The following is a 26,900-nucleotide window of genomic DNA, read 5'->3' on the forward strand; positions in this document are numbered from 1 at the left end:
CAGAGGGGCCGGCATGACGTCCGCCGAGCCTTCCGTCCGCTACCGCATCGGCGTCGATGAGAACGGGCTGGGCCCGCGGCTCGGCCCGATGGTGGTGACGGCGGTCCTCACGCGCGTCACGGAGGCGGGCTGGCAGGTCGCCGGCCGCGCCCCTCGCGGCGCCCTCGCCCAGCGGCTCGGCGACTCGAAGCAGCTCGTGGCGCACGGGGATGTCTCGCTCGGCGAGGCCTGGGCTCGCGCGCTGGTCGCGCGCGGCTGCGGCCGCGGCCGTGAGAAGACGGCCAGCGGCGCGTCGTCGGTGGACGAGCTGCTCCACGCCGTCGCGCTCGAGGATCGCCCCGCGCTCCGCGCGCTCTGCCCGAGCCACGTCGAGGAGCAGTGCTGGTCGGCGGAGGGCGAGGCGTTCACCGCGCCCGACGAGCTGGTCTGCGCGATCGGCAAGGACCTCGACAAGCTCTCGGGGAAGGGGGTCGAGGTCGTCGCCGTGCGCTCGGTGCTGCTCTGCGCGAAGCGGATGAACGACGGGGCGCGCGCCGGGAAGAACAGGTTCGTGCTCGATCTCCACGCGATGGAGCGCCTCGTCCTGGAGCTCCGCGGCCTCGCCGGCGCGGAGGTCTTCGCGGTGTGCGGCAAGGTCGGCGGCTTCGGCAAGTATGGCGCCGTGTTCGGCCCGCTCGCGGGGAGGATGCACGCCGTGCTCGAGGAGGGCCGCGCCCGCAGCGCCTACCGCTTCCCCGGCCTCGGCGAGATCGCGTTCGTCCGCGACAGCGACGCCTCGGATCTGTGCGTCGCGATGGCGTCGATGGTGGGCAAGTACGTCCGCGAGGCGCTCATGGAGCGGGTCGCGCGCCATTACCAGCGCGCGGTCCCGGGCCTGCACGGGGCGAGCGGCTACTACGATCCGGTCACGTCGGCGTTCATCGGGGCGACCCGCCTCGTCCGCCGCGCGCGCGAGATCCCCGCCGAGTGCTTCGAGCGGGGCGCCGGCGAGAGCGACGGCGAAAGCGACGCCTCACTCGAGAGCGGCGGCCCGTAGCGCCGAGGCCGGCGCCGCGCGGCCGCGCTCGCCGGGCGAAACCGGCGGCGCCGCGGGGCGTAGGAGGGTTAGGTGCGCTACCCTCGACAGGCCAGGTGGATGATGAAACGGCTCCGCGCTGCTGGTCTTCTCTTCGCGCTCGCCCTCATTGCGTGCGCCGCCGTGTTCGCGTGCTTTCGCGCTGGCGATGCAGGGAGGGCGAGCAAGGTGATTCCGGGGTCCAAGGAGGCTGTGACGATGTCGGACAGAAGCTATCGCAAACCGTCGGATGAGGAGCTGCGCAAGCAGCTCACGCCGCTCGCATACGAGGTCACCCAGCGCGACGCGACCGAGCCGCCGTTCCGCAACGCCTTCTGGGACAACCACGAGGCGGGCCTCTACGTGGATGTCGCGAGCGGCGAGCCGCTCTTCACGTCGCTCGACAAGTTCGACTCGGGCACCGGCTGGCCGAGCTTCACGCGCCCCGTCGAGCCGGAGCGGGTCGTGGAGCGCTCGGACAGGACCCACGGGATGGTCCGAACGGAGGTGCGCTCCAAGGCTGGCAACTCCCACCTCGGGCACGTCTTCGAGGACGGGCCCGGGCCCGACGGGCTGCGCTATTGCATCAACTCGGCGTCCCTCCGGTTCATCCCGCTGGCTCGCCTCGAGGCGGAGGGTTACGGCGCTTATCGGGCGCTGTTCGAGGGCCGCGGCGGGGCGCCTCGGCAGCAAGCGAGCGCGAACGCCTGCGCGGTGCCGGCGCCGGGGGAGGCGCCTGGGTGCCAGACGACGCTGGAGACGGCCGTCCTGGCGGGCGGCTGCTTCTGGGGGATGGAAGAGCTCCTCCGGCAGATCCCCGGTGTCCTCGAGACGGAGGTCGGTTATGCCGGCGGCCGGACGAAGGCGCCGACCTATGAAGACGTGAAGACCGGATCGACGGGCCACGCCGAGTCGGTGCGCATCGTCTTCGATCCCGCGAAGCTGTCCTATGCCGAGCTGCTCGAGAAGTGGTTCTTCCGCATGCACGATCCCACGACGCGGAACCGCCAGGGCAACGACGTCGGGACGCAGTACCGCTCAGCGATCTTCGTCACGACGCCCGAGCAGCGCCGCATCGCCGAGGAGGTGAAGGCGCGCGTCGACAAGAGCGGCAAGTGGCGCGCCCCGCTCGTCACCGAGATCGTGGAGGCCGGGCCGTTCACGCGCGCCGAGGAGTATCACCAGAAGTACCTGGAGAAGTACCCGAGCGGGTATACGTGCCACTTCATGCGCGACTGATGAGGGCGGTGGCCCGCGCCGTCGACTCGATGGTTTCGTCGACGGCGCAGGCTGGTGATGCTCGAGAGCGGGCGGGTCAGCGATTGGCGATGTGGATCGCCGCGCCCATGGCGTGGGCGGCGGCTTCCATCAGCGACTCGCCGAGGGTCGGGTGGGGGTGGATCGTGAGCGAGAGATCCTCGAGGAAGGCCGCCATCTCGAGCGAGAGGGACGCCTCGCTGATCATGGTGCTGGCCTCCGGTCCGACGATGTGGACGCCGAGCACCTGCTTCGTCTTCTTGTCGGCGACGATCTTCACGAAGCCCTCGGTCTCGTTCATGGCCATGGCCTTGCCGAGCACCGAGAACGGGAACTTGCCGATGCTGACCTCGAGGCCCTTCGCCTTCGCCTCCGCCTCGGTGAGCCCCACCGTGGCGATCTCCGGATCGGTGAAGATCGCGCCCGGGATCGCGACCCAGTCCTTCTCGGCCTTGTGCCCCGCGATGACCTCAGCGGCGATCTCGCCCTCCTTCGTCGCCTTGTGCGCGAGCAGGGGCGGCCCGCTGACGTCGCCGATGGCGTAGATCGACGGCACGTTGGTGCGGCAGAACTTGTCGGTGGGGACGAACCCGCGCTGATCGACCGTCACGCCGACCTTCTCGAGGCCGAGCCCCTTGCTGCTCGGCCGCATGCCGACGGCGACGAGCACGGTGTCGACGACGATCGTCTGCTCCTTGCCGTCGACCAGGATCTTCACCCCGACCGAGCCGTCCTTCTGCTTCTCGTACCCGAGCGCCTTGGCGTTCTTGTGGATCGTGCCGCCGCGCTTCAGGATCTTGCGCTCGACGATCTTGGTGCAGTCGGGGTCGACGCCCGTGAGCAGCTCCGGCAGCGCCTCGACGACGATGAGCTCGGCGCCGAACGCCTGGTAGACCATGCCGAGCTCGAGGCCGATGACGCCGCCGCCGATCACCATCAGCCGCTTCGGGACGCGGCGCAGGCTGACCGCCTCCTTGGCGCCGATGATCGTGTCGCCGTCGAACTTGAACGTCGGGATCTCGATGGTCGTCGAGCCGGTCGCGATCACGATCGCCTTGGTCGCCTCGAACTGCTCCACGGAGCCGTCCGCCCGCGTCACGTCCACGCGCTTCGGCCCCACGACCGTGGCGGTGCCGTTCACGACGTCGGCGCCGTTGCCCTTGAGCAGCGACCCGACGCCGCCGGTGAGCTTCTTGACGATGCCTTCCTTCCAGTCCTGCATCTTGTTGGCGTCGAGCTCGACGCCGCTGACCTTGATGCCCATCGCGGCGCCGGCCTGCGACTTCTCGTAGAGGTGGGCGGCGGAGATCAACGCCTTGGAGGGGATACACCCCCAGTTGAGGCAGACGCCGCCGACGTTCTCCTTCTCGATGCAGAGCACCTTCTGCTTGAGCTGAGCGAGCCGGATGGCGCAGGGGTAACCGCCGGGGCCGGCTCCGATCACGATTGCGTCGTAGGTCTTCATCCTTGTCCTTTTGTGCGCTTCGAAGACTGGAACTAGGGGCGCCGGGGTTCGTCAGGCAAGCCCCTCGCCGACAGCCCTGAGGCCGCGCCCGCCACCGCGAGCCGTCCCTGGGTGCCCGGGGCTTACACGACCTCGCAGCGAGGGGAAATCCCTCCCCGAGGTCAGCGCCCGCCGCCGTGCGGCGGCGCTTTCGGGGAGCGCAGGAGCTCTGCGCGCTGGTCGCGCAGGTGCCAGGGCAGCTCCGCGTAGACGTCGTCGAACAGCGTCTCTCGGGCAGGCGGGCCCATCGCCTCGACCTCGGCGACGGCGGCGGCGATCTCGGCGTTGAGCTCCGCCTCGAGGGAGGACTCCGCGGCGTCGTCGAGGAGCCCGCGGCCGGCGAGGTGGCGCCCGAGGCGCAGCAGCGGGTCGCGCTGCGTCCAGCGATCGACCTCCTCCTGCGACCGGTAGCGGCTCGGGTCGTCGCTCGAGGAGTGCGCGCCGACGCGGTAGGTGAGCGCCTCGATGAAGCTGGGGCCGCCGCCGCCACGAGCCCGCGCGACCGCCTCGGAGACGGCGCGGTAGACGGCGATGACGTCGTTGCCGTCGACCCGCACCGACGGCACGCCGTAGGCGCGCCCCTTGACGGCGATCGTCCTCGAGGCCGTCTGCCGGTCCGTCGGCACGCTGATGGCCCAGTGGTTGTTCTGGCAGATCAGGACGCACGGCGCCCTGAAGACCGCCGCGAAGTTCATCGCGCTGTGGAAATCGGGCTCGCTCGTCGCGCCGTCGCCCATGAACCCCACCACCACGGTGCTGTCGCGCCGCAGCTTCGCGGCCCACGCGGCGCCGACCGCCTGCGGGAGCTGCGGGCCGATGCAGCTCGACCAGGACACCTGGTTCACCTGCCGCCCGCTCATGTGCGACGGCATCTGGCGCCCCTGGAGGAGGTCGCCCGCGTTGCCGAACACCTGGGCCACATAGGTGCGGAGCGGGAAGCCGCGCACCAGCATCATCACGCTCTCGCGCAGCGCGGGGAAGATCCAGTCCGTGGGCTCGACCGCGAGCGCCGTGGCGATCGGCGTCGCCTCCTGGCCGGTGCACGCGCCGTAGAAGCCGACCCGCCCCTGCCGCTGGAGCAGGAGCATGCGCGCGTCGAGCAGCCTGAGGCGCTTGATCTCGCGGTACGCGCGCAGCAGCAGCGCGTCGCTGAGGCAGGGGTCGGTCGCGGGATCCAGGGATCCATCGTCCCGGAGGACGCTGAGCAAGCCCTCGTCGGCCCCCTCCCCTGGCCGGGACGTGGGCGCGTGAGGTGGAGGGGCGTCGGCGGCGGACCTCGCGGAGGCGCCGGGCGGCGTGGCTTCCAGCTCGCTCATGACCGGACCATACCGCGAAACGACCGCGCTCGCGGCCCCTTCGGCCCGCGGGGACGCCCCTCCCGCCCCCGCGGCGCGCCGGAGCGAAGCGGCTCACATCGCTCGCGCACGAGCTCAGCCGAGCAGGACGCGGAACATCCGCTTGCTGTCCGAGAGGTAGTAGTAAGCGGCGCGGTCCGCGTCGCCCATCAGATCGAGGATGGCGCGCTCCATCTGATCGGGGCTCAGCGTGTTGGACACTTCCCACGTGTCGGGCGTGACCTCGTCGCCCTGCCACGGTCCGGCGCAGAGCGCGACGAGGCGCGACCGGTTCGCCTCGTCGGCGATCGAGAAGGTGAGGATGTAGTCGTGGTTGACGAAGCCGCTATAGAGCTTGTTGTCACGCGGCATCGGATCCCTCCGTGTCGTGGGCGCGACGCGCGGCGTCCTCACCGCGGGCCGGGCGGCAGCGGGGCGGCCGCTTCCTCGTCGTCGTCCTGCTCGGGGCGGCGCGCGCCGAGCGTGAAGACGTGCAAGAGGACCAGGCTCGCGCCGAGGAACACCTCCGACTTGCTCACGAGCTCGGCGCGGCGATGGACGCGCTCGAGCTCCATGCCGAGCTCCCCCTCGCCGCGCCGGACGCCCTCGCGGTGGAGCGCCGCGATGCGGGGGGTGAGCGCCAGGCCGACGTACGCGGCGCACCCGGCCAACACCATGGCGACGAGCCGGCGCACGCGCGCCGCGCGGCCGGCGCCCTGACGGTACGCGGCCCAGGTGCGCGCCACCTCCGCGCCGAGGAGGATCACCGCGGCGCCGAGCGCGAATTGATCGAAGCGCGCGAACGCCGCGCTCATCGCGTCACCGGAGAAGGGGGCCGGGGCGAGCCGGAAGACGAACGGGGCGGCGCAGGCGCCCAGCGCCACGATGCCGCCGACCCAGGCCCCCGCCGCGAGCGCGGCCACGCTCGCGGCCACGCGATCGATGAGGGAGCGGCGCGACGCGGCGCGCTCCTCGGGGCTCGGGGCGAGGTCCGCCTCGCTGAACTGGGCTCCATCGTTCATGCATCCACCTCCGCAGCGATGGCGGCGAGCGCCTCCTCGACGGCCCCCTGATCGGCCTTCCGCTCGTCTCCCCGCATCGCCGCGATCGCGGCGCGGGCGGCCGAGAGGCGGGCGCGACCGGCGGCCGCGACGGCGAGCGTGCGCTTGTGGCGGTCCCACGCGCCGAGCTCGCTGAGGATGTCGCGGATGGCCCGCTCGTGGCCCATCCGCGCGAGCGCGACGCGCGCGTGCCAGCGCAGCGGATCGCGGCCGAAGCCGAGCCTGAGCCCGAACGCGCGCCGCTCCAGGGCGCTCCGCGAAGCGGCGAGGCCGAGCTCGCCGCAGAGCTCGATGGCCGCGGCCTCGTCCTCGCGATCGACCCCGTCGAGCTTTCCTCCCACGATCTCGGCGAGCACGGGGTGGCCCACCGGATCGCCGAAGCGCGCGGTGACGACCGCCGCCGCCGCCCGGACGAGCGGGGACGCGTGGCCGAGCAGCGCGCGGGCCCGCTCCATGGCCGACGGAGGCAGCTCGCCGCTGGACTCACCCAGCTCCTCGAACATCCGCAGCGCGATGTGGCAGACGAGCGGGTCGTCGTCGTGGGTGGCCTGCATGACGGCCTCGATCGCGTCGGCCTGCTGGGCGCAGACGCGCGGGAACGCGATCACCGCCTGGAACCGCACCTCGGGCCGCTCGTCCGAGAGGGCGCGCCGGAGCCGGCCCGTGGCCCGCATGTCGCCGATCTCCCCGAGCGCCGTGATCGCCATCTGCCGGACGTAGGGATCCGCGTCCTCGACGGCGAGGAGCAGGGCCGGGAGCGCCTCGACGGCCTTCGTGTCGGCGAGGCCGATGGCCGCCGCCGCGCGGACCGCCGCGTGCTCATCGACGCGCAGCACGCCCTCGATCGCGCGCACGACCTGCTCCCGTGCCGTCGCGGCGTACGGGACGAGGTCGCTCACGGCCTCCGCGCGCACGGCGGGCTTCTGCGAAGCGACGTCGCGCAGCGCAGCCTCGAGCGTCCTTTTCGCGGGGGCCGGTCCGAACACGCGGCCAACGCTAGCACGGTCGATGCGCAAAGCCGGGCCGCACGGAGCGGCGCTCAGCCGCCGCCCGAGCCGCCAGCGCCGCCCGAGCCGCCACCTTCGCCGCCCGAGCCGCCGCCGCCAGCGCCACCCGAACCGCCAGCGCCGCCCGAGCCGCCACCTTCGCCGCCCGAGCCGCCTTCGCCCTCCGAGCCGCCGGCGCCTCCCGCACCACCCGACCCTCCAGCGCCGCCGGCGCCTCCTGCGCCCGAGGCCTCCGGCGTGTAGGGGGTCCATTCCTCCGTCTGTTCAGGAGCGGCCCTGCACACGCCAGGCTCGCTCTCGACGCCGCCCGGCGGCTCGCTGGCGACGCTCGACGCAGACGGCGGGTTCGGCAGGCAAGCCCTCGAGCCGTCCGGCCTGGCGTCGACGATCGCGGCGTTGCGCTCGCCCGGCGCTATCCCGGCGGCCTCCTGGATGTTGCCCAGCGCGACGCACGAGTAGCCCTTGCGGCAGTCGTCGTCCTCATCGCAGGTGGCCATGCAGAAGGTCCGCTCGAAGCGCGGCCAGCGGACGTTCTCGAGCTCGCTGCACGCCGGATCGATCACCGGGTTGAACGCGACGCAGACGCTGCTCCCGGAGCAGCTGTCCGGCTCGCAGTTGAAGACCGTGCAGTAGCCGCCAGGCTGCGTCCCATCGCAGAGGAGCTGCTGCTCTGCCTGCACGCAATCGAGCGACGAGGTGCACGGATCGCCGATCTGGGGGCCACATCCGGCGAGCAGCGAGGAGGCGCCAAGGACGACGAGCAGGAGGGCGGGCTCGGTGAGGCGGAGCATCGAGGAGGGCGCTTAGTACCGGCGGGGGCGCCCGCGCGCAAGCGCAGGCCCACGACGCCCACGATGCCGTCCCGGAACCGGCGCTGGCTTCCGCCCGAATTGACACCTTGCGGTCAGGCCTCTACAAACGAGCGGACCGGGGTGACCCCGGAGAACGAAGCGAAGGCCATGGCGACTTACATCACCGAAGACTGCATCAACTGCGGCGCCTGCGAGCCCGAATGCCCGAACGAAGCCATCAGCGAGGGCGACGAGATCTATGTGATCGATCCGGAGCTCTGCACCGAATGCGTCGGCTTCTATGATCACGAAGCGTGCCAGGCCGTATGCCCGGTCGAGTGCTGCCTGCCCAACCCGCAGATCGTGGAGACCGAGGAGGTCCTCATCGCGCGCGCCGTCAGGCTGCACCCCGACGATGGGGAGCTGAAGAAGCGGGCCGCCGCCAACGACTACCCCTCGCGCTTCCGCAAGTAGCGCGCCTCTTCGCGCACGATCGCGTCGCCTCTCCGGCCGCGCTTCCCATGCCTCCGCCGGCACCGTCGGTTCGATGCGGCGCCCGGGTCACACCGTGATCCGGCGCTGGGCCGCAGTGGTCCTCGCGGGTGCCTGCGCGGGCTGCCATGGCAGCGGTCCGCTGCTCCACCCGGCCCACGTCCTCCGTCCGGGCGCCGTGCGCCTCGGCGGCGGCCTGTCGGGTGACATGGTCGTCGCCGGAGCGGCGGACGCAGGGGCGAGCGCCACAGGCCCGGCGACGGCGGAGGGCGCCGCGCGGCGAAAGCTCTCCGAGATCACCGTGTCGCCGGGCGTCGCGCCCTGGGCCAGCGCCCGCGTCGGGATCGCGGGCGAGAACGAAGCGGGGCTGACGTACACGGGGCGAGCCATCCGGCTCGACGGGCGCCACGCATTCCCGCTCGGCGACGCGGCCCTGTCGATCGGCCTCGGCGCCTCGGCGCTGCTCGCGGGCGGGCCGGGCCCCAGCGCAGAGGGGATCGACGTCCACGGCGCAGGGCTCGACGTCCCTCTCCTGCTCGGCTTCCGGTCGGACGCGGATCTCTACGCGCTCTGGTTCGGTCCCCGGCTCGGCTTCGAGCTCCTCGGCGGCGAGGTGCGGCTACCCGCCGCCGGAGCGCCGCTCCGAGGACCGCTCGTCGACGCGTCGGGCCAGCATCTCCAGCTCGGGTTCGTGCTGGGCATCCGCGCGGGCTTCCGCCATGTGCACGTCGCGATCGAGGCCAGCGCGACCTACCACCACGCCGAGGGCGAGATCGCCGGCGATCCGGTCGCGATCGATCAGGGCACCGTCGCCCCGGGCGGCGGCCTCACGGTCACCTTCTGACACGGTCGAAACAAACGCAACGACGTTGCAACGTCGTCAAGCACGACGTCGGAGCGTAACTACGCGTAACCACGCGTAACCACGCGTGACAAGCCGCGGCAAAGCGCGCAAAACGTAGCAAAACGCAAGGATACGGATTCCCTGCCATTTCCGGTGGCAAGCACAGGCGCTTGCCCGGCCGGAGGACCCGTCTTAGACTCGGATCTATGCGTCCCCACGGCGCCCTCGCCACCTCATGCCTGCTCGCCGGTGCGGCTCTCGTCGGCTGTTCGGCGCCTGTCGCGGGCGATGCGACGGAGGTCAACGGGGTGGTCACCCAGGGGGTCGTGCGCGTCGAGCGCGCGATCAACCTGAGCCGGGACGCCGCCGCGGCCGCCACCTCCGGTGAGCTCGACGAGGCCGCGCTGCCGAGCGCGGGCGCCGAGGGAGCGGGGGCGGTCACGAACGTGCTGGCGAAGTTCATGCGGCTCTCGTCCGCGATGGATCCCGAGCTCGCCGAGGGGGCCGTCGGGAAGCCGTTCGTCCTCCCCTCCGCCGGCAGCTGCATGGTCCTCTCGCCCGCCGCCGACGACGAGGCGAGCAGCTTCAGCTCGCTCAGCCCCATCGAGCTCCTCGACGCGGGCGACGTGACGATGAAGACCGAGAGCACCGAGATGCCCCTCGCCGCCCGCGCGTTCCCGGACGTGGGCGCCCTGGTCTTCGGCGTGTTCTACACGTCGCGCGACGCCACCAGCGATCTTCCTGCGCCGGCGCGGTACGTGTTCGAGAGCTCCGGCTCCGGGCAGCTCGACCGGTTCGCGTTCGAGGCCGATGCCCCCGCGGGTCCCGAGGAGGTGCGCATCGGCGACGCCGAGCTGGCCGACGGCGTCGATCTCGACGCAGGGGTCGGCGCGGTCGTGCAGTGGCGCGCGGACGAGGGCGGCGGGGCCGGACGGACGCGGGACATCATCTACGTCGACGTGACCTCGGCCCACGGCGCGACCGTGCGGTGCGCGTTCAAGGACACCGGGCGGGGCGTGATCCCGGGCTCCTTGCTGGATCCCTCGACGCTCGGGCCTCTGCCGGCGAACGCGACGCTCGCCGTTCACCGGACGCGGCAGGTGCCGATCAACACGTCGGGGATCGACCTCGGCGAGGTGCGCTTCGACCTCTCCGTGAACGGCCGAGCGCGCATCGCCGCGCGCTGACGGCGCTCCGACCGACATCGGCGTGGCGTACGAGGATCTGCGACGTCGCGCGGCCGAGCTCGCCGCGATCGGGCAGCGCGACCGCGGCGCCGCGCTCCTCGCGGCGGCCGGCGATCACGCGGGCGCCTCCGAGCTGCTCGAGCGCGTCTGCGACTTCGCCGGCGCGGCCCGGGAGGCGCTGGCAGCCGGGGACCCGGCCCGCGCCGCGCTGATGGCCGCGCTCGGCGGCGACGAGGCGCTCGCGCGCGAGGCGCTCGAGCGGATCGCTTCCACGTCGCCCCGGGACGCCGCGCTGCGCGCCGCCGCCGACCTCGCGGCGCGCGGGTTCTCGCGCCACGCGGGCGCGCTGTTCGCGGCGCTCGGCGCTCACGCGGCGGCCGCGGAGGCGTTCACCGCGGCCCACGACGCGTGCCGCGCCGCCGAGAGCTTCGAGCTCGCCGGCCGCCCCGCCGACGGCGCGCGGGTGCTCGAGGCCGCGCTCCGCCGCCGCCCGGGCGACGCGGCGGCGTGGCTCGCGCTGGGCGAGCTGCTCGCGCGCCACGGCCGCACCGAGGCCGCCGTGCGGGCGCTGCAGCAGCTGCCGCCCGCCGCCGCCGAGCGGGCCCGCGCGCTGCCGCTGCTCGGCCGCTGCCTGAGCGAGCTCGGGCTCGAGGACGCCGCGCGGACCGTCCGCGACGAGCTCGCCCGGCTCGATCCGCCCGGCCAGGAGGCGCTCTCGTCGCGAGGCGCCGCTCCCGGCAGCGCCGCCGCGGGCGCTCCTCCCGCGGGCCCCGCGCCCGTCGGGCCGCTCCTCTTCGGGCGCTACGAGACCCTGCGCGAGGTCACGGCCACGCCCCACGCGCGCGTGGTGGAGGCGCGCGACCGGATCACGGCGGAGCGCGTCGCCGTGAAGATCTTCGCGGGCGCGGCGTTCGGAGCGGGCCGCGACGCGCTCCTCCGGTTCGAGCGCGAGGCGCGCGCCCTCGCCCAGCTCCGGCACCCGAACGTCGTCGCGCTCCGCGCGTACCACCCCGAAGGGCCGGCCATGGTGCTCGCCTGGATGACGGGCGGGTCCCTGATCGAGCGGCTGCGGGGAGAGCCGGTCACGCCCGCGCGCGCCGTCGAGATCGCGGGCGCGCTCCTCTCCGCGCTCGGCGAGGCGCACCGCCTCGGCATCCTCCACCGCGACGTGAAGCCGAGCAACGTGCTCTTCGACGAGATCGGGACGGCTCACCTCGCGGATTTCGGCGCGGCGCACCTCGGCGATCTCTCGTCCACCGCCACGGCGGGCGCGATCGGGACGTTCGCGTACATGTCGCCGGAGCAGCGCATGGGCCGACCGGCGACGCTGGCGAGCGATCTGTACGGCGTCGGCGCGGTGCTCGCCGAGCTGCTCACCGGAGAGCCGCCCGCCCCCGCCGTGCGCGGGCGGCTCGATCCCGCGCCGAGCGAGGTCCATCCGGACCTCACGGCGGCCCACGACGCGGCCGTGGCGGCGTTGCTCGCGGAGGACCCCGCCGCGCGCCCGGCCGACGCGTTCGAGGCGCGGCGCGCGATCACCGCGATGGCCTGGCCAGAGCGCCCGCGGCCGCGGCGGTCGCGCGGGAGCGGCCGGCCCCGATCGAGCGAGGCGCCGCCGGCGACGGCGGCCCGGCTCGCGGCGACCCTGGAGGTCGGCGACGGCCGGGACACGGAGGGGCGCTGGCACGACGCCTGGCTCGATCGCGACGTCCTCGTGCTCCAGCTCGACGACGCGACCCTCGCCCGGGCCCGGGCCTTCGCGCGCGCCGGCCACGCGGCCTTGACGTCCGTCCTCCGGGTCGATCTCGCGAGCGGCGAGGTCTGGGTGGCGCTGCCCCAGGGCCGCGCGCTCGCCGACGAGGCGCGCGCGCTGACCAGGGCCCAGCGCGCGCGCCTCGGCGAGGCCATCGCGGCGCTCCACGCGGCCGGAGGCGCGCACGGGTGCATCGACAGCCAGCACCTTTACGTCCACGACGGCGAGCTCACGCTGGCCTATCCGCGCGAGGCTCCCGGCGACGTGGAGGAGCTCGCGGCGCGGGATCTCGCGGCGCTCCAGGAGCTCGACAGGAACGCGCTGGACGAGCTCTAGAGGAGCTCGACAGGAACGCGCTGGACGAGCTCTAGACCGATGAACGAGGGCGGAGGCGGCGCCAGACGCGAGGCCCGCGATGCGCGGGCGCGGGGGGTGTCCGGAGCGCCGGCTCAGTTCGGCGGAGACGGGGCGGGCGCCGGCTGCGGCGGCGAGATGCGCCCGCCAGGCGAGGTGCAGGTGCCCCCGTACCCGTCGCGCTTGGTGATGTCGTAGCAGCAGTAATCGCCGTCGTACTCGGCCTCGCTGTCGACCGACGCGACCTCGCCGCCGCACGAGTCGCTTCCGAAATAGGCGAGCGCCTCTTCCTGGGAGGGGCATGCCCGCCCGTTCTCGGTCCACTCGATCTCGGTGTATTCGAAGCACCCGACCTTGTCGCACCCCGTTGTCGCGAGGGTGAGCGCCAGGGCTGCGAGCTGGAGGGCCCGGACCGGACAACGCGCGAGGGCCGAACGGATCGTCGAGATCATGGATTCTCCCGGACACACGGGCGCTGCGCGCGCCCCGAGCAAGCATACTCCGGTTCGGACGAAGCCGGCTGCCCCGGAGAGGATCGAGCAGGGTCGCGTCGCGCGGCGGCGTGCGCCTCGCCGCGCGGCGCGGCGGACGCCGCGCCTCCTGGTCGATCAGGACCGGGTGGAGTACACGACAGCATGACGACCGGAGAACAGGGGGCCCGGGTGGTGCGCGCGCCGCGGGGAAGCGAGCGGAGCTGCAAGGGGTGGATCCAGGAGGCCGCGCTCCGGATGCTCCACAACAACCTCGATCCGGAGGTCGCGGAGCGCCCCGACGATCTCGTCGTCTATGGCGGCACCGGGAAGGCGGCGCGATCGTGGGAGGCGTTCGACGTGATCGTCCGCGAGCTCCGGGAGCTCGCGGACGACGAGACGCTCCTCGTGCAGTCGGGCAAGGCGGTGGGCCGCTTCCGCACGCACCCGGACGCGCCCCGCGTGCTGCTCGCGAACTCGAACCTCGTGGGCCGGTGGGCGACGTGGGACGAGTTCCGCCGGCTCGAGGCGCTCGGCCTGACCATGTACGGGCAGATGACCGCGGGCTCCTGGATCTACATCGGCTCGCAGGGCATCGTGCAGGGCACCTACGAGACGTTCGTCGCGGCGCGGAAGGCGCACGCGGCGCGCGCCCCGGGCGGCGGGCGCTGGGTGCTCACCGCGGGGCTCGGCGGCATGGGCGGCGCGCAGCCGCTCGCCGCGACCATGGCGGGCATGGCCTGCCTCGGCGTCGAGATCGACCCGGCGCGCATCGAGAAGCGGCTCCGCACCCGCTACGTCGACGAGCGCATCGACGATCTCGACCGCGCCCTCGACGCCGTCCTCGAGAGCGTCCAGCGCGGGGCGCCGCGCTCGATCGCCCTCTGCGGCAACGCCGCCGACGTCTACCCGGAGCTCGTGCGCCGCGGCGTCACGCCCGACCTCGTCACCGAGCAGACCGCGGCGCACGATCCGCTCGTCGGCTACGTCCCGCCGGGGCTCACGCTCGAGCAGGCGGCGGAGCTCCGCGCCCGCGATCCCGTGGAGTACGTCGCGCGCGCGAAGGCGGGGATGCGGAGGGAGGTCGAGGCGATGCTCGCGATGCAGCGGCGCGGGGCCGAGGTCTTCGACTACGGCAACAACATCCGCACCTGCGCGATGGAGGCGGGCGCCGAGGACGCGTTCGCGATCCCCGGCTTCGTGCCGGCGTACGTGCGCGAGCTGTTCTGCCAGGGCAAGGGCCCGTTCCGGTGGGTCGCGCTCTCGGGCGATCCCGAGGACATCCTCGCCACCGACCGCGCGGTGCTCGAGGCGGTCCCGGGCGACGCCGATCTCCGCCGCTGGATCGAGCTCGCGGAGCAGAAGATCGCGTTCCAGGGGCTCCCGTCGCGGATCTGCTGGCTCGGCTACGGCGATCGCGCGAAGGTCGGGCTCGCCTTCAACGAGCTCGTCCGCGCCGGCCGGGTGAAGGCGCCGATCGTGATCGGGCGCGACCACCTCGACTGCGGGTCGGTCGCGTCGCCGTTCCGCGAGACGGAGGCGATGAAGGACGGCTCCGACGCGATCGCCGACTGGGCGATCCTCAACGCGCTCGCGAACACGGCGGGCGGCGCGTCGTGGGTGAGCTTCCACCACGGCGGCGGCGTCGGGATCGGCAACTCGCTGCACGCCGGGATGGTGATCGTCGCCGACGGCACCGAGGCCGCTCGGCAGAGGCTCGAGCGGGTGCTCACCATCGATCCGGGGATGGGGATCATCCGGCACGCCGACGCGGGCTACGAGACGGCGTGCCGCGTGGCGGAGGAGAAGGGCGTCCGGGTGCCGCACCGGGCAGGGTGACCGGCTCCGCCGCGCCCTCGAGGGCGCGCAGCCGCGCGATCTCCTCCAGGTAGCCGCGCCGCTCCTTCGAGAGCGGCGGCAGCTCGATCACCGCCGGGACGCGCGCGAGCCGCGCGTCGTTCGCGAGGCGCCAGAACGGCGCGAGCCCCATCTCCCCGTCGCCGACGCGCTCGTGCCGATCGACCCGCTGGCCGAGCGCCGCCTTCGAGTCGTTCACGTGCATGCACTGCAGCCGATGAAGCCCGAGCAGCCGGCCGAAGTCGCTCCAGAACCGCTCGTAGCCGGCCTCGCTCCGGAGGTCGTGCCCCGCCGCGAAGGCGTGCTGCGTGTCGATGCAGACCCCGAGCCGCGACCCCTCCGGCCCGGCGCGCTCGATCATCGCGGCGATCTGATCGACGCGGTCGCCGAGGGTCGACCCCTGCCCGGCCGTGTTCTCGATGCACAGCCGCGCGCGGAGCCCCTTCCCGCGAGAGAGCACGATCGACAGGCTCTCGCCGATGCGGTCGAGGCCGGCCTCCTCGCCGAGGCTGCGGTGCGCGCCCGGATGGAACACCACGAAGTCGATCCCGAGCGCGTCGCACCGCGCGAGCTCCTGGAACAGCGCTTCCCGCGAGCGCTCGAGGATCGCGGCGTCGTCAGCGCACAGGTTGATGAGGTAGCTCGCGTGGGCGAGTGTTCGGCCCACGCCCGCGCCCGCGCCGGCCCAGGCCGCGCGCGCGGCGCGAAACGCGGCGATCTGCTCCGCGCTCAGCGCCGGCTCCCGCCACTGGCCCGAGACCTTGGTGAAGATCTGCACCACCTCGCAGCGGTCCTCCCCCGCCAGCGCGATCGCGCGGTGAAGGCCGCCAGCCACGGACTCGTGCGCGCCGAAGATCATGGGCCGCACTGCTTGGGGCGCTTCCCCGCCGCCGGCAAGGCATTGCCCCGAGCCCACCGGATCTGCCACGGCCCCCGCCATCCGCGCGCACCCGCGCGCCCTCACGCAGGCGGGCAACGCCCGGGCCGCCTCGTCCGTCCCCCTGCGATGACCCCGATTCCGCGAGCAAATCGAGCAAACCGCATGCCGGCAGGGCGCGAACCCCGGTTCGCGGCACCTCACCCTTGACGCGTTCCTGCCCAGGCGCGAATTGAGCGGCCTTCCTGGAGTCTCGATGAGCCATATGGGTGTTACGAACGGGGCCGGCGCCGGAGAGGCAGCGCCGGGGTCGCCGGGTGGGGCCAAGGGCGAGGAAACCGCGGCGGCCCCGCCGCTGGTGCCGTCGCACGTGCTCTCGGGCAAGCGGCTCGTGGTGGTCGGAGGGACCGGCTTCCTCGGCAAGGTCTGGCTGGCCATGCTGCTCGCGAGGTTCCCGGAGATCGCCCACATCTACCTGCTCGTCCGGGCCAAGGAGAACCAGTCGCCGGAGGAGCGCTTCTGGTCGCAGATCGTGACCTCGCCGGTCTTCGACCCGATCCGCGAGCAGTACCCCGGGCCCGCCTTCGAGGAGTACCTGCGGCAGAAGATCACGCCCATGAACGGCAACGTCGGCCTGCCGCTGCTCGGGCTGGGCGACCGCGTGGGTGAGCTCACGGGCAACATCGCCGCGGTCGTGAACGTGGCCGGCGTCGTCGACTTCAACCCGCCGCTCGACGAGGCGCTCGAGGTCAACGCGTTCGGCATCAGCAACCTCGTCGAGCTCGCGCGGACCCTCGGGGCCAAGGTGATGCACACGAGCACCTGCTTCGTCGCAGGCTACCGCTCCGGGCTCATCGAGGAGAACCACCCGTCCGAGATCCCCTTCCCCCGCGCCGCGGGCGAGACGTGGTTCGGCGCCGCCTGCCCGAAGCGGACCCTCGATCGGTCGCACTGGGATCCGCAGCGCGAGATCAGCGAGTGCCTCGACCTCGTGCAGCAGGCGCGCCAGCGGTGCGAGGACGCCTTCCGGCAGAGCGCCTTCCTCGACGAGGCCAAGGCCAACCTGGCCGCGCGCAGCGAGCCGTGCCGGGGCAGCGCGCTCGAGAACGAGCTCGCCAGGGTGAAGCGCAAGTTCATCAAGGACCGGCTCATCGAGGCCGGCAAGGAGCGCGCGCTCTTCTGGGGGTGGACCAACATCTACACCTACACGAAGAGCATCGGCGAGCAGGTCCTCGCGAGCTCCGGGCTGCCCTTCACGATCGTCCGCCCCGCCGTCGTCGAGACCGCGGTCGAGTTCCCGTTCACCGGCTGGAACGAGGGGATCAACACCTCGGCGCCGTACCTCTACCTCGCCTCGAAGGGGCAGGTGCAGTTCCCGGGCGACCACGACGTACGGCTCGACCTCATCCCGGTCGACATGACCGCGAGCGGCATGATCGCCTCGCTCTGCGAGCTCATCGAGGGCCGCGCGCCCGCGGTGTACCAGTACGGATCGACCGACACGAACGGCTGCCGCGTGACGCGCTACCTGGAGCTCGCCGGGCTCTACAAGCGGCGGCAGGTGTTCGAGGGGAAGAAGACCTCGCTCTTCGACGTCGTGTCATCCCGGTTCGAGCCGCGCGGGCTGACCCGGCAGCAGTACGGCGCGCACGGCGCGCGCGCCATCGAGGGCGCGCTCCGCGGCCTGGGCGGCCTGCTCAAGACGGCGAGCGTCGGCCCCGCCGCGGCCCTCCTCAAGCCGGCGGCGGCCGCGCTCGAGAACGCCGCCAGGACCGAGCAGAAGACGGCCACGCTCCTCGAGGTCTTCATGCCGTTCGTCGCCGAGGGCGACTGGGTCTACTCCTGCGCCAACACGCGCGCGGCGATGGCCCGCATGCCCCCCGAGGAGCGGGCGCGCTTCGTCTGGGCCCCCGAGAAGATCGACTGGCGTGACTACATCTGGAACGTCCACCTCCCCGGCCTGGAGAAGTGGGCCTTCCCGCTCATGGAGGAGATGCTCCGCCGGGAGATCAAGCCGCTCCGGCCCTACGACAGCCTGGTCGACCTGCTCGACGAGGTCGCCGAGCGCTTCGATCACGCGCTCTCGGTGCAGCGGTTCGAGCAGGACGGGCTCTCGCGCACGAGCTACCGCGAGCTCCGCGACGCGGCCTGCATGACCGCCGCGCGCCTCGCCGCGCTCGGCGTCCGCCGCGGCGACCGCGTGGCGCTCTCCGGCGCGAACCAGCCGGCGTGGCCCGTCGCCTACTTCGGCATCCTCCGCGCAGGCGCCGTCGCCGTCCCGATCGATCCCGGGCTCGACGCGAAGGCGTTCGCGGACGTCCTCCGTTCGTCGACGGCGAAGGTCGTCCTCTGGGACGGCGGCGTGGCGGAGAGGCTCGGCGCCGACGTGCGCGCGGCGCTGCCGAACCTTCACGCCTTCGACATGGTCGGGTTCGCCGAGGGCCAGGTGCCCGACCTGGGCCCGGCGTCCGGCGACGGGCTCGCGCCCCCGGACGTGCGCGTGGGCAGCCAGGACGTCGCGAGCGTCGTCTACACGAGCGGCACGACCGGGGAGCCGAAGGGCGTGCTGCTCACGCACGGCAACTTCACGGCGCTGCTGGCCTCGCTGGCGCCGCTGTTCCCGCTCAAGGCGAGCGACCGCGTGCTCAGCGTGCTGCCGCTCCACCAGACCTTCGAGGTCACCTGCGGCCTGCTCCTGCCGCTGTCGCAGGGCGCGCGGATCATCTACCTCGACGAGGTCTCGGCCGATCGGGTGAGCGACGGGCTGAAGAAGGCGCGCGTCACGGCGATGGTCGGCGTGCCCGCGCTCTGGCAGATGCTGGAGCGCCAGATCGTCGCCAGGGTGAAGGAGCAGGGGCCCGCCGCGGCCACCGCGTTCAGCTGGGCCATGGAGCTGAACCGCATGCTCGGCAAGCGCCTGGGCCTGAACGCGGGGCGCCTCTTCTTCGGCAGCGTCCACGACGCGCTCGGCGGCAACGTCCGCTTCCTCATCTCGGGCGGCGCGGCGCTCCCCAGGGACACGGCCGCCGTGTTCAAGGGGCTCGGCCTGCCGCTCGCCGAGGGCTACGGCCTGACCGAGGCGGCGCCGCTCCTGACCGTCACCAAGCCCTCGCCGGCGGCGAGCCCGGGGAACGTCGGCAAGCCGATCCCCGGGGTGAAGATCAAGATCGCGAACCCGGACGCGAACGGCGTCGGCGAGGTGCTCGCGCGCGGCCCCAACGTCATGAAGGGCTACGCCGACGACCCGGACGCGACCCAGGCGGCCCTCGACGCGGACGGGTGGCTCCGCACGGGCGATCTCGGCAAGCTCGACAAGCAAGGGCGGCTCGTCCTCGTCGGCCGGCAGAGCGAGGTCATCAGCGCGGCGAAGGGCGAGAGCCTGTACCCGGCCGACATCGAGCGAATGCTCGGCAAGATCGAGCACGTCAAGGAGCTCGCCATCGTCGGGATCGACAACGGCCGCGGCGGCGAGCAGGTCGCCTGCCTCGCCGTCCCCACCGCGCCGGGCGCGAAGGACGGCGAGGGCGACCCGGCGCTCGCGCGGGCCGCGCAGCACGAGCGCGCGCTCGACGCGCTCCGGACGGCGATCCAGGCGCTGCCCAAGCCGTGCCACCCCATGGCCGTCCACCTCGACGACGCCGACCTGCCCCGCACCGCGTCCGGCCAGGTGAAGCGCTCCGAGGTGAAGGCGATCGTCACGCGCCTCGCCGCCGAGGCCGCCGCGGCCGGCGCGGGCGCGGCGGCCGTCGCGCAGGACGCCGGCGCGGCGACCGCGGAGCCGAAGGCGCACAGCGCGGGCGACGAGCCGATCCACATCCCCCGCCCGGTGGCCGACTTCGCCAAGCACTGGATGAACAAGGTCCAGTCCGGCTTCTACGGGAACGTCATGCGCCCGAAGGTCTACGGGCGCGCGTTCATCCCGCACAACCGCAACACGATCGTCGTCTCGAACCACGCGAGCCACCTCGACATGGGCCTCGTGAAGTTCGCGCTGGGCAGCTACGGGGACGGCCTCGTCTCGCTGGCCGCGCAGGACTACTTCTTCGAGGGCAACCGCTGGCGGCGCGCCTACTTCGAGAACCTCACGAACCTCGCGCCCTTCGACCGCAAGGGCGGCCTCCGCACGGCGCTGCGCCAGACCGGCGAGATCCTGGACCGCGGGCGGACGGTGCTCCTCTTCCCGGAGGGCACGCGCAGCCCCGACGGCGGCATCCTCGAGTTCAAGCCGGCGATCGGGCACCTCGCGCTCACCCACAACGTCGACATCCTGCCCCTCTACCTGGGCGGCACCTTCGAGGCGCTCCCCAAGGGGCGCACCGTCCCGATCCGCCGCGACCTCGTCGCGCGCATCGGGCCGCCGCTCGCGATCGGCGACCTCCGGCGGCTCACCGCCGGGATGAAGTACGCGGTGGCCTGCCGCAAGGTCGCGGAGCTCACGCAGCTCGCCGTCATCAAGCTCAAGGAGGGCGGCGCCCTGGATCTGAGCCGGGTCGAGAGCATCGATCAGGCCGCCACCACCGCCAAGGAGCACCCGCTCACGCTCCTGTTCCGCGAGCTCGAGTCGAAATACGTGGCGGGGCGGGTCGCCCAGCCGATCACCTACTACGTGACGCTCGGCACGGAGGACGAGGCGAAGTGGACGCTGCGGATCGACGCGGCCAGCTGCGAGGCGCGGATCGGTAAGCCAAGCCAGCAAGCGGACTGTGTCCTCAAGACCACGCCCGAGATATTCACCAAGATCGTCCGCGAGGCCTACACACCGAGCCCGATGGAGTTCATGACGGGCCTCGTGAAATCGAACGACATCTCCCTCCTGCAGACCTTCCAGAAGGTTTTCGACCTCGCATGAGCCGCTATCTCGTCACCGGCGCGACCGGTTTCCTGGGATCGCACCTCGTCACGGCGCTCCGTGGGGGTGGCCATGACGTGGTGGCGCTCTGCCGGGCAGAGGCGCCCGCGCTCGCCGCGCAGGGCGTGGAGCTCCGCCGCGGAGACATCCTCGACGCGGCGTCGGTGCGCGGCGCCGCCGAGGGCTGCGACGGGGTCTTCCACTGCGCCGGGCGCGTCTCGCGGCGCCGCGAGGACGCCGAGGCGCTCTACCGGACGCACGTCGAGGGGACCAAGATCACCCTCGACGCCTGCCGCGACGCGGGGGTGAAGCGCGCGGTGATCGCGAGCACGAGCGGCGTCGTCGCGGTCAGCAAGGACCCGAACGACGTCCGCGACGAGGCGGCGGCGACGCCGATCGACCTCATCGCCGGCTGGCCCTACTACCGCTCGAAGCTGTACGCCGAGCGCGCGGCGCTCGATCGCAGCGGGCCCGGCTTCGAGGTCGTCGCCGTCAACCCGAGCATCCTGCTCGGCCCGGGCGACGTCCACGGCGCCTCGACCGGCGACATCGTGAGCTTCCTCGAGCGCCGGCTCCCGTTCACCCCCGCGGGCGGCCTCTCCTTCGTCGACGCCCGCGACGCGGCCCAGGGCATGGCGCTGGCGATGGACAAGGGCCGCCCGGGCGAGCGCTACCTGCTCGGCGCCGCCAACATGAGCCTGGAGGTCTTCTTCCGCCGCCTCGCGCGCATCTCGGGCGTCCCGGCCCCCGCCCTGCGGCTGCCGCGGAGCATCGCGCTCGCGAAGGCGGGCGCGCACCTCATCGAGCAGGCGCGGAAGCGGCTGCCGTTCGATCTGCCGGTCGATCCCGTGTCGGCCGAGATGGGCCAGCACTTCTGGTACCTCGACGCGACGAAGGCCCGGCGCGAGCTCGGCTGGACGCCGCGCGACCCGCTCGAGACCCTCGCGGACACGGTCGCCGATCTGCGCGCCCGCGGCGTGGTCTGGCCGCAAGCGTAGGTGGAGCGCGGCGCGCGGCCTCGTCGCGCCGGGCCGATCCCCGCTCAGACGGCCCGGCGGAGCGGGGTCGGCGGGAACAGGTCCTTCATGTCGAGCGGGAGCTGACCGCGGAACCCCTCGATCTCCCCCGCGGACACGCTGTCCGCGACGGCCTCGCAGATCGCCTGCAGCACGAAGCCGGCGGCCTCGCGGTCCATGCGCAGCTCGCGCGCGACGTCGGCCTCGATGGTCGCCGTCGTGATGCGCTTGTCCGGCCCGTCGAGGAACGGCTCGAGCGACGGGTGGAGCTTCGAGGGCAGCTGCGCGACGAGGTGCCGCGCCTCCTGGGGCGTCACCCTGCGGCAGAGGCAGCCGAGGACGATCTGCAGCGCGAGCTCCGCGCGGTCGCGCTGCTGGAGGCCGCTGTGGCGCTCGACGGCGTGGATCAGCCGGCCGTAAGCGCTGTCGGCGCGCGCCTTGCGCCGGGTGAGGGCGCGCACGCGGCCGTGCGAGCGCTCCGGGCGCGCGGTCCCCTCGGGGTGCAGCGCGCCTTCCGGCTTGAACCGGGCGGCCACCTCGAGCTGCGCCTTCACGACGGAGCCGGCGGCCTCCGCGTCGATGACCCCATCGGCGAGCAGATCGTCGAGGGTCACGAGGCCGACGGGCCGCCCTTGCTCGGTCACCGGCACGCGCCGACACGCATGATCGCGCATGATGCGCACGGCGTCGTCGATCGACGCGTCGAGCTCGAGCGTCGCGATCTCGTCCGACATGATGTCGCGCAGCATCGTGCTGCGCGCGTCGAGGTCGCCTGCCACGATCTCCAGCGCGATATCGCGGTCGGTCACGATGCCGGCGAGGCGCTGGCCGTCGTGGACCAGGACCGCGCCGACGTGGTTGTCCATCATCGCCCTCACGGCGTCATAAGCGGTCGAGCGCGGGCTAAGAACGATCATTCGCGGGCGTCGGTACTCTTCGAGCGACATGGCGAGTCCCTCCCCTGGGCAGCGCGTTCGGGGTTGTGCGTGCGTACGCCAGGGCGCGGGTAGCCAGAACGGTACCAACCGAGACGGCGCGCGTGGCCGGCGGGTGGACGCGGCGCGCGGGATCGCCGATCGCCGCCGCGAGCGGACGAGCAAGCGCCTGGCGTGCCGCCGGCGCGAGAGGGGCGAAGCCGCTCGTCAGCGGATCGCGCCGCGCGCCCGCGGCGGCGCGCCGGCGCCGCCGCCCGCCCCGGTGTCCGGCGCGCTGCGCGCCTGCTTGCTCGCGGGCGCGACCGGCGCGAGCCGCACCATCCGGTGCAGGAGCCCGTCGACCCGCTGCAGCCAGCCGCGCCAGGCGGCGTACTGCGCCACCGGGATGGTTGACTGATCGAGGATCACGCGCTCCTTCACCACCACGGCGTTCTTGCCGGGCACCTTCGCGAAGGAGATCGTCGCCCGCCCGAACGCGCCGCCGTTCTCGTCGCCGCCCGGCGGGAGCTCGGCGAATGCGTACCCGGGCGGGGCGGTGATCGTGATCGTCCGGCTGTGGTGCCGCGGCGCGAAGCTCGGCGGCAGGACCACCGGCAGCGTGCGCTTCACGAGCGGCGCGAGCTGCGACGTCATCGTGGACGCGCCCGAGAGCGGCACGGAGAGCTCGGCGCCCTCGCGGCGGGCGAGCCCCTCGGAGCGCGCCTCGTACTCGAGCGTCGCCGCGCCGTGCGGGAGATCGGCCTGGAACGCCACCTTGGGCTTCACGTCGACCGTCGGGAACCAGCCGTACGCGAGGTACTGCTCGACCCACTGCGCGCGCGCGTCGGCCTCCGCCAGGTTCGACCGGAGCTCGAACGCCGCGTCGCCGATGTGCCGCTCCTTCGCCGCGAGCTCGCCCGCGCCGGAGGGGAGCAGCGCGATCGTCCACTCGGCGTCGACGCCGTGATCGGCGGGCGAGCTCGCCGGCGTCTCCACGATCTTCGGCGGCCCCTCGTCGACGAACAGCGCCAGCGTGCGCGCGTCCATCGCCGGCAGCGGCCCCAGGCGGCTCTGCGGGCTCGTCGCGTCGAGCCACAGGCCCGGCGCGCCGCCCGCGCCCGGGAGGTAGGCGATGCCGTGATCGAACACCGGGATCGCCGCCACCTCGCTCCGGAGCAGCGAGGGCTGGCCCGTGTAGCGCGTCTGCACCAGCACCTCCGTCGCCTCGATGCCGATCGACTTGAGCAGCGTGATGAGCAGCATCGCCTTGTCGTCGCAGTCGCCCTGGCGCCGCGCGAGGAGCTCCTGCGGGCGGTTCGGCAGCCACCACTCGCCCGACACGAAGTTCACGTACCGGATGTCGTCCGCCACGAAATCGAAGAGCGCCCGCAGCTTTGCCTCGCGCGTGGCCTTGCCCTTGGTGAGCTCCGCGGCGAGCCGGCGGACCTGATCGTCGGGCTCCATGAAGCCGGCGACCGCGCCCCGGTACCACTCCCGGAAGTCGTGCCAGCCGTGGAACGTCGAGCCCACGACGACCGGCAGCACCTCCGCGAGGTGCGGGGCGAGCGGCTCCTCGGGCACCTCGGGCGGGTCGTCCCAGATGTACCGCGTCACCTGGCGGCCGTCCTTCTCGGACCTGAGCACCCGCTCGGCCTTGCCGTTCAGTACGTCGATCGCCAGGGGATCGCTCGCCGGCGAGTCGACGACGACCTCGTTGTAGAGGATCGGCCGCGTGTCGGTCGAGCCGACGTAGTCGATGAAGTAGAACGGCGCGTCGCCCCGGCGGCCGACGGGGCCCCGGGTCCACGAGCGCACCGCGACCTCCACCACGTCCCCCGCCTTGAGCTCGGGCCAGCGCACGAACGGCTTCTGCCCGCCCGCGCCCTGCTCGTCCGGCTGCGCCACCGTGCCGTCCTTGCGGTGGACCCGCGCGAGCAGGAGCTCCGTGTCCTCCCCCTCGGCGGGGATGTCGCGCTCGTAGAGATCCTGATCGGTGCGCGGCTCGATGACGATCTCGCGCGCGTAGTGCATGAGCTGCGAGACGCGCTTGTCCGGGTGGTACGTCACGACGCGCACCCAGTGGAGCTGCCGGTCGGCCACCTCCCCCTTCTTCGCCGGGGTCTGCCGGGCGCGCGCGAGGAAGACGCCGGGCGCGACGAGGTGCTGCTCGTCGCGCATGCGCTGCCGGCCCGGCGCGCCGGCCGAGCCCTCGCCGAGGCGGAGCGCGAGCTCGGCCTTGAGGTACGGATCGCCGGGCGTGAGGTCGCGCGCCCGCGCGAGCGCGGCCGTGGCCACGCGCGACGCGGCGGCGTTGGCCTGCTGCCGCGCGCCCGCGCCGCCCGCGCCGCCCTCCCGGACCGCCGCGAGCGCCTGGAACGCGGCGGGCTGGTTCGGCGCGACCTGCGTCGCGTACGACAGCACCTCGCGCGCCCACGCGACGCGGCCCGCGTCGTGGAGCGCGCGGCCGATCCGGATGACGTCCTCGGCCGACGTCTGCTGCGCGAGCGCCCCGGCGGCCGCCACCTCCAGCGCGGCGCCGCCGTCGGGCTCGAACGCGAGCACGTAGGGCGCGCCCCGCGACTCGGGCGCGATCTCGGCGAGCCTGCGCGCGGCCCGCAGCTCGAGCGCCGGGTCCAGCCGGGCCGCGGCCGCGATCTCCTGCCAGACGACGACCGGCGTCCGGTCCTTCTGCTCGCGCTCGACCGCGAGCAGCTCCTCGAGCCCGGCCCGCGTGAGCCCCGCCGTCGCGAGCTTCTTCTTGACGAGCGCCCTGAGGACGCGCGCCTCGGGATCGCGCGCCGCGCGCAGCGGCTCCTCGCGGAGCGCGGCCGCGGCCCAGTCGACCCGCTCCGAGGCGAGGTGGGCGGCGACCAGCCGGCGCTGCGCGAACGCCGCGGTGGCCCGGTCCTTCTCGGCGAGGCCCCGGGCGCGCGCGGCCTCGAGCCAGCCGCTGCGGTTCGCGCCGAAGGGCGACACCCACCCCGCCAGCGCGAGCGCGTCGGCGGAGATCCCGGGCGACCGCGTCACGCGATCGAGCAGCCCGGGCGCGCGGGGCGACCGCTGGTCGTCGGCGCCCCCGAGCGTGCGCGCCACGACGGCCGTGAGGATCTGATCGAGCGACTGCGACGCGCCCGCGTCGAGCGCCCTGTCGAGCGCCGTCGCGACGGCGGTCGCGGCGCGCGCGCCTGGCGGCAGCTTGAGCGGCGTGAGGTCCGACGAGGTCGCGAGCGCCACGGCCCGGCGGTCCTCGTCGGTGAAGCGCACGCGGACGCGCCCCTCGTCGGCGATGGCCCCGGTGCACACCTTGAGGGCGAGCAGGTGATCGCCGGCGGGCGCCTCGATGCGCGCGGCGATGCGGTCGAGCACGAGGCGCTCGTGCGCCGCGTCGCTCGCGGCGACGTCGGCGCCGTCCCACAGGAGCCGCACGGCGCCGGTCGCGGCGACGTGAGCGAGGATCGGCTTGCGATCGAGCGCGGCCGGGACGGTCACGCGCGAGGCGAGGTACGTGCAGGTCTCGGTGCGCGGATGGATGTAAAGATCGAGCGGCACGCCGCGCGCCGTCGACGCGGCGGGCAGCGCCCTGCGCCACGCCACGTCGTACACCCCCCAGGCGTAGCGGGCGCTCATGTCCGAGAAGCGCTGGCCTTCGGCCTCGGGCCCCTCGCGGAGCGCGAGCCCGCCGCCCGAGTTGTCCTGAAACGGGCCGAGGACGGCGAACGCCTTGACGAGCCCGGACGGGTCCGGGGGCGCGTCGTACGAGACGGCGCGCGCGCCGGGCCACGTCGCCGCCGGCGGCTCCGGGGCGAGCGAGGCGGCGAGCCAGCGCGCCTCGTCGGCGAGCGGCGAGGAGGACGCCCCGATCTGCGCGAGGCCTTCCCGTGCGCGGCCCTGCGCGGCGCGGTCCGCGAGCGCCGCCGCGATCACGAGCCCGGCGAGCGCGTCGTCGCCGCCCCGCCGGGCCCGGGTCAGCGCCGCGCCGAGCATCTCGTCGGGCGTCGCGGCGGTCCACCGCAGCGGCAGCACGATGGGCGCGCGCTTCTCGGACGCCGGCGCGCTGCCCGCCGCGGGAGCGCCCGCCCCCGCCTTCGCGCCTACCGGACGCAGCGTCGGCGCGCTGCCCACCGCGGGCGCGCTCGCGCCTCCCGGACGCGGCGACTGTGCGCTGCCCGCCGCGGGCGCGCTCGCGCCTCCCGGACGCGGCGACTGTGCGCTGCCCGCCGCGGGCGCGCTCGCGCCTCCCGGACGCGGCGACTGTGCGTTGCCCGCCGTGGGCGCGGCG

The 26,900-nt window shown here is 73.7% G+C and carries 19 protein-coding genes; 9 read left to right on the forward strand and 10 right to left on the reverse strand.

Annotation, left to right across the window (positions count from 1 at the left end):
* Window positions 1–13: 13 nt before the first annotated feature.
* A complete protein-coding gene (locus WMF34_RS40640) occupies window positions 14–1,036 on the forward strand; it encodes a hypothetical protein (protein ID WP_437991152.1) in 1,023 nt (340 codons plus the stop codon).
* 102 nt (window positions 1,037–1,138) lie between these two features.
* Complete coding sequence (locus tag WMF34_RS40645) at window positions 1,139–2,293, forward strand: bifunctional methionine sulfoxide reductase B/A protein (protein WP_437994700.1); 1,155 nt, start codon at window positions 1,139–1,141, stop codon at window positions 2,291–2,293.
* A 76-nt stretch (window positions 2,294–2,369) separates the two neighbouring features.
* Here WMF34_RS40645 and lpdA read toward each other — a convergent pair whose 3' ends face one another.
* The 6 genes from lpdA to WMF34_RS40675 all read right to left on the reverse strand — a co-directional run bounded on the left by lpdA (window position 2,370) and on the right by WMF34_RS40675 (window position 8,008).
* Complete coding sequence (lpdA, locus tag WMF34_RS40650; RefSeq protein WP_437991153.1) at window positions 2,370–3,776, reverse strand: dihydrolipoyl dehydrogenase; 1,407 nt, start codon at window positions 3,774–3,776, stop codon at window positions 2,370–2,372.
* A gap of 161 nt (window positions 3,777–3,937) precedes the next feature.
* Entirely contained in the window at window positions 3,938–5,131 is a 1,194-nt protein-coding gene (locus WMF34_RS40655) for a thiamine pyrophosphate-dependent dehydrogenase E1 component subunit alpha (RefSeq protein ID WP_437991154.1), read from the reverse strand.
* A 114-nt stretch (window positions 5,132–5,245) separates the two neighbouring features.
* The gene (locus WMF34_RS40660; RefSeq protein ID WP_012240611.1) at window positions 5,246–5,521 is read right to left on the reverse strand and encodes a hypothetical protein; all 276 of its coding nucleotides are present in this window, start codon (window positions 5,519–5,521) and stop codon (window positions 5,246–5,248) included.
* Window positions 5,522–5,559: 38 nt separating this feature from the next.
* The gene (locus WMF34_RS40665) at window positions 5,560–6,171 is read right to left on the reverse strand and encodes a DUF4149 domain-containing protein (RefSeq protein WP_012240612.1); all 612 of its coding nucleotides are present in this window, start codon (window positions 6,169–6,171) and stop codon (window positions 5,560–5,562) included.
* The gene (locus WMF34_RS40670; RefSeq protein WP_437991155.1) at window positions 6,168–7,124 is read right to left on the reverse strand and encodes a HEAT repeat domain-containing protein; all 957 of its coding nucleotides are present in this window, start codon (window positions 7,122–7,124) and stop codon (window positions 6,168–6,170) included. Before WMF34_RS40670 ends, WMF34_RS40665 begins: the two co-directional genes overlap by 4 nt.
* Before the next feature lie 125 nt (window positions 7,125–7,249).
* Window positions 7,250–8,008 carry a hypothetical protein gene (locus tag WMF34_RS40675; RefSeq protein WP_193790766.1) on the reverse strand — a complete coding sequence of 253 codons (759 nt, stop codon included), beginning with the start codon at window positions 8,006–8,008 and terminating at the stop codon, window positions 7,250–7,252.
* A gap of 168 nt (window positions 8,009–8,176) precedes the next feature.
* Between WMF34_RS40675 and WMF34_RS40680 the strand changes: the two genes are divergently transcribed.
* The 4 genes from WMF34_RS40680 to WMF34_RS40695 all read left to right on the forward strand — a co-directional run bounded on the left by WMF34_RS40680 (window position 8,177) and on the right by WMF34_RS40695 (window position 12,620).
* Window positions 8,177–8,482 (forward strand): YfhL family 4Fe-4S dicluster ferredoxin, encoded by a 306-nt coding sequence (locus tag WMF34_RS40680; RefSeq protein WP_012240614.1) that lies wholly within the window; start codon window positions 8,177–8,179, stop codon window positions 8,480–8,482.
* 73 nt (window positions 8,483–8,555) lie between these two features.
* Entirely contained in the window at window positions 8,556–9,344 is a 789-nt protein-coding gene (locus WMF34_RS40685; RefSeq protein ID WP_437991156.1) for a hypothetical protein, read from the forward strand.
* A gap of 206 nt (window positions 9,345–9,550) precedes the next feature.
* Window positions 9,551–10,531: a hypothetical protein gene (locus WMF34_RS40690; protein WP_437991157.1), complete on the forward strand. Its 981-nt coding sequence runs from the start codon at window positions 9,551–9,553 to the stop codon at window positions 10,529–10,531.
* A gap of 22 nt (window positions 10,532–10,553) precedes the next feature.
* Window positions 10,554–12,620, forward strand: coding sequence for a protein kinase domain-containing protein (locus WMF34_RS40695; protein ID WP_437991158.1), 2,067 nt, complete (start codon window positions 10,554–10,556; stop codon window positions 12,618–12,620).
* A 113-nt stretch (window positions 12,621–12,733) separates the two neighbouring features.
* On the opposite strand, the gene WMF34_RS40700 is transcribed toward WMF34_RS40695, so the two are convergent.
* Window positions 12,734–13,090 carry a hypothetical protein gene (locus WMF34_RS40700; RefSeq protein WP_437991159.1) on the reverse strand — a complete coding sequence of 119 codons (357 nt, stop codon included), beginning with the start codon at window positions 13,088–13,090 and terminating at the stop codon, window positions 12,734–12,736.
* Window positions 13,091–13,273: 183 nt separating this feature from the next.
* Between WMF34_RS40700 and hutU the strand changes: the two genes are divergently transcribed.
* Window positions 13,274–14,947, forward strand: a complete 1,674-nt coding sequence (gene hutU / locus WMF34_RS40705) for a urocanate hydratase (protein WP_012240619.1) — start codon at window positions 13,274–13,276, stop codon at window positions 14,945–14,947.
* Here the strand turns inward: hutU and WMF34_RS40710 are convergent.
* Window positions 14,862–15,824: a deoxyribonuclease IV gene (locus tag WMF34_RS40710; protein WP_044967015.1), complete on the reverse strand. Its 963-nt coding sequence runs from the start codon at window positions 15,822–15,824 to the stop codon at window positions 14,862–14,864. The two genes, hutU and WMF34_RS40710, sit on opposite strands and share 86 nt — an antisense overlap.
* 283 nt (window positions 15,825–16,107) lie before the next feature.
* On the opposite strand from WMF34_RS40710, the gene WMF34_RS40715 reads away from it, so the two are divergent.
* The gene (locus WMF34_RS40715) at window positions 16,108–20,691 is read left to right on the forward strand and encodes an AMP-binding protein (RefSeq protein ID WP_044967017.1); all 4,584 of its coding nucleotides are present in this window, start codon (window positions 16,108–16,110) and stop codon (window positions 20,689–20,691) included.
* Window positions 20,688–21,689 (forward strand): NAD-dependent epimerase/dehydratase family protein, encoded by a 1,002-nt coding sequence (locus WMF34_RS40720; protein ID WP_012240622.1) that lies wholly within the window; start codon window positions 20,688–20,690, stop codon window positions 21,687–21,689. Before WMF34_RS40715 ends, WMF34_RS40720 begins: the two co-directional genes overlap by 4 nt.
* A 44-nt stretch (window positions 21,690–21,733) precedes the next feature.
* On the opposite strand, the gene WMF34_RS40725 is transcribed toward WMF34_RS40720, so the two are convergent.
* Window positions 21,734–22,654: a DUF2267 domain-containing protein gene (locus tag WMF34_RS40725; protein ID WP_437991160.1), complete on the reverse strand. Its 921-nt coding sequence runs from the start codon at window positions 22,652–22,654 to the stop codon at window positions 21,734–21,736.
* Between the two features lie 195 nt (window positions 22,655–22,849).
* Window positions 22,850–26,743 carry a transglutaminase domain-containing protein gene (locus tag WMF34_RS40730; protein ID WP_437991161.1) on the reverse strand — a complete coding sequence of 1,298 codons (3,894 nt, stop codon included), beginning with the start codon at window positions 26,741–26,743 and terminating at the stop codon, window positions 22,850–22,852.
* Window positions 26,744–26,900 lie beyond the last annotated feature (157 nt).

The sequence above is a fragment of the Sorangium sp. So ce145 genome, assembly GCF_051525985.1.
In the GTDB taxonomy this organism is placed as follows: Bacteria; Myxococcota_A; Polyangia; order Polyangiales; family Polyangiaceae; genus Sorangium; species Sorangium cellulosum_B.

Bases quoted from the DNA above. Each gene is read 5' to 3' on its own strand.
- WMF34_RS40640 (WP_437991152.1), top strand. From the start codon at position 14: ATGACGTCCGCCGAGCCTTCCGTCCGCTACCGCATCGGCGTCGATGAG.
- WMF34_RS40645 (WP_437994700.1), top strand. From the start codon at position 1,139: ATGAAACGGCTCCGCGCTGCTGGTCTTCTCTTCGCGCTCGCCCTCATT.
- lpdA (WP_437991153.1), bottom strand. From the start codon at position 3,776: ATGAAGACCTACGACGCAATCGTGATCGGAGCCGGCCCCGGCGGTTAC.
- WMF34_RS40655 (WP_437991154.1), bottom strand. From the start codon at position 5,131: ATGAGCGAGCTGGAAGCCACGCCGCCCGGCGCCTCCGCGAGGTCCGCC.
- WMF34_RS40660 (WP_012240611.1), bottom strand. From the start codon at position 5,521: ATGCCGCGTGACAACAAGCTCTATAGCGGCTTCGTCAACCACGACTAC.
- WMF34_RS40665 (WP_012240612.1), bottom strand. From the start codon at position 6,171: ATGAACGATGGAGCCCAGTTCAGCGAGGCGGACCTCGCCCCGAGCCCC.
- WMF34_RS40675 (WP_193790766.1), bottom strand. From the start codon at position 8,008: ATGCTCCGCCTCACCGAGCCCGCCCTCCTGCTCGTCGTCCTTGGCGCC.
- WMF34_RS40680 (WP_012240614.1), top strand. From the start codon at position 8,177: ATGGCGACTTACATCACCGAAGACTGCATCAACTGCGGCGCCTGCGAG.
- WMF34_RS40685 (WP_437991156.1), top strand. From the start codon at position 8,556: ATGCGGCGCCCGGGTCACACCGTGATCCGGCGCTGGGCCGCAGTGGTC.
- WMF34_RS40690 (WP_437991157.1), top strand. From the start codon at position 9,551: ATGCGTCCCCACGGCGCCCTCGCCACCTCATGCCTGCTCGCCGGTGCG.
- WMF34_RS40700 (WP_437991159.1), bottom strand. From the start codon at position 13,090: ATGATCTCGACGATCCGTTCGGCCCTCGCGCGTTGTCCGGTCCGGGCC.
- hutU (WP_012240619.1), top strand. From the start codon at position 13,274: ATGACGACCGGAGAACAGGGGGCCCGGGTGGTGCGCGCGCCGCGGGGA.
- WMF34_RS40710 (WP_044967015.1), bottom strand. From the start codon at position 15,824: ATGATCTTCGGCGCGCACGAGTCCGTGGCTGGCGGCCTTCACCGCGCG.
- WMF34_RS40715 (WP_044967017.1), top strand. From the start codon at position 16,108: ATGGGTGTTACGAACGGGGCCGGCGCCGGAGAGGCAGCGCCGGGGTCG.
- WMF34_RS40720 (WP_012240622.1), top strand. From the start codon at position 20,688: ATGAGCCGCTATCTCGTCACCGGCGCGACCGGTTTCCTGGGATCGCAC.
- WMF34_RS40725 (WP_437991160.1), bottom strand. From the start codon at position 22,654: ATGTCGCTCGAAGAGTACCGACGCCCGCGAATGATCGTTCTTAGCCCG.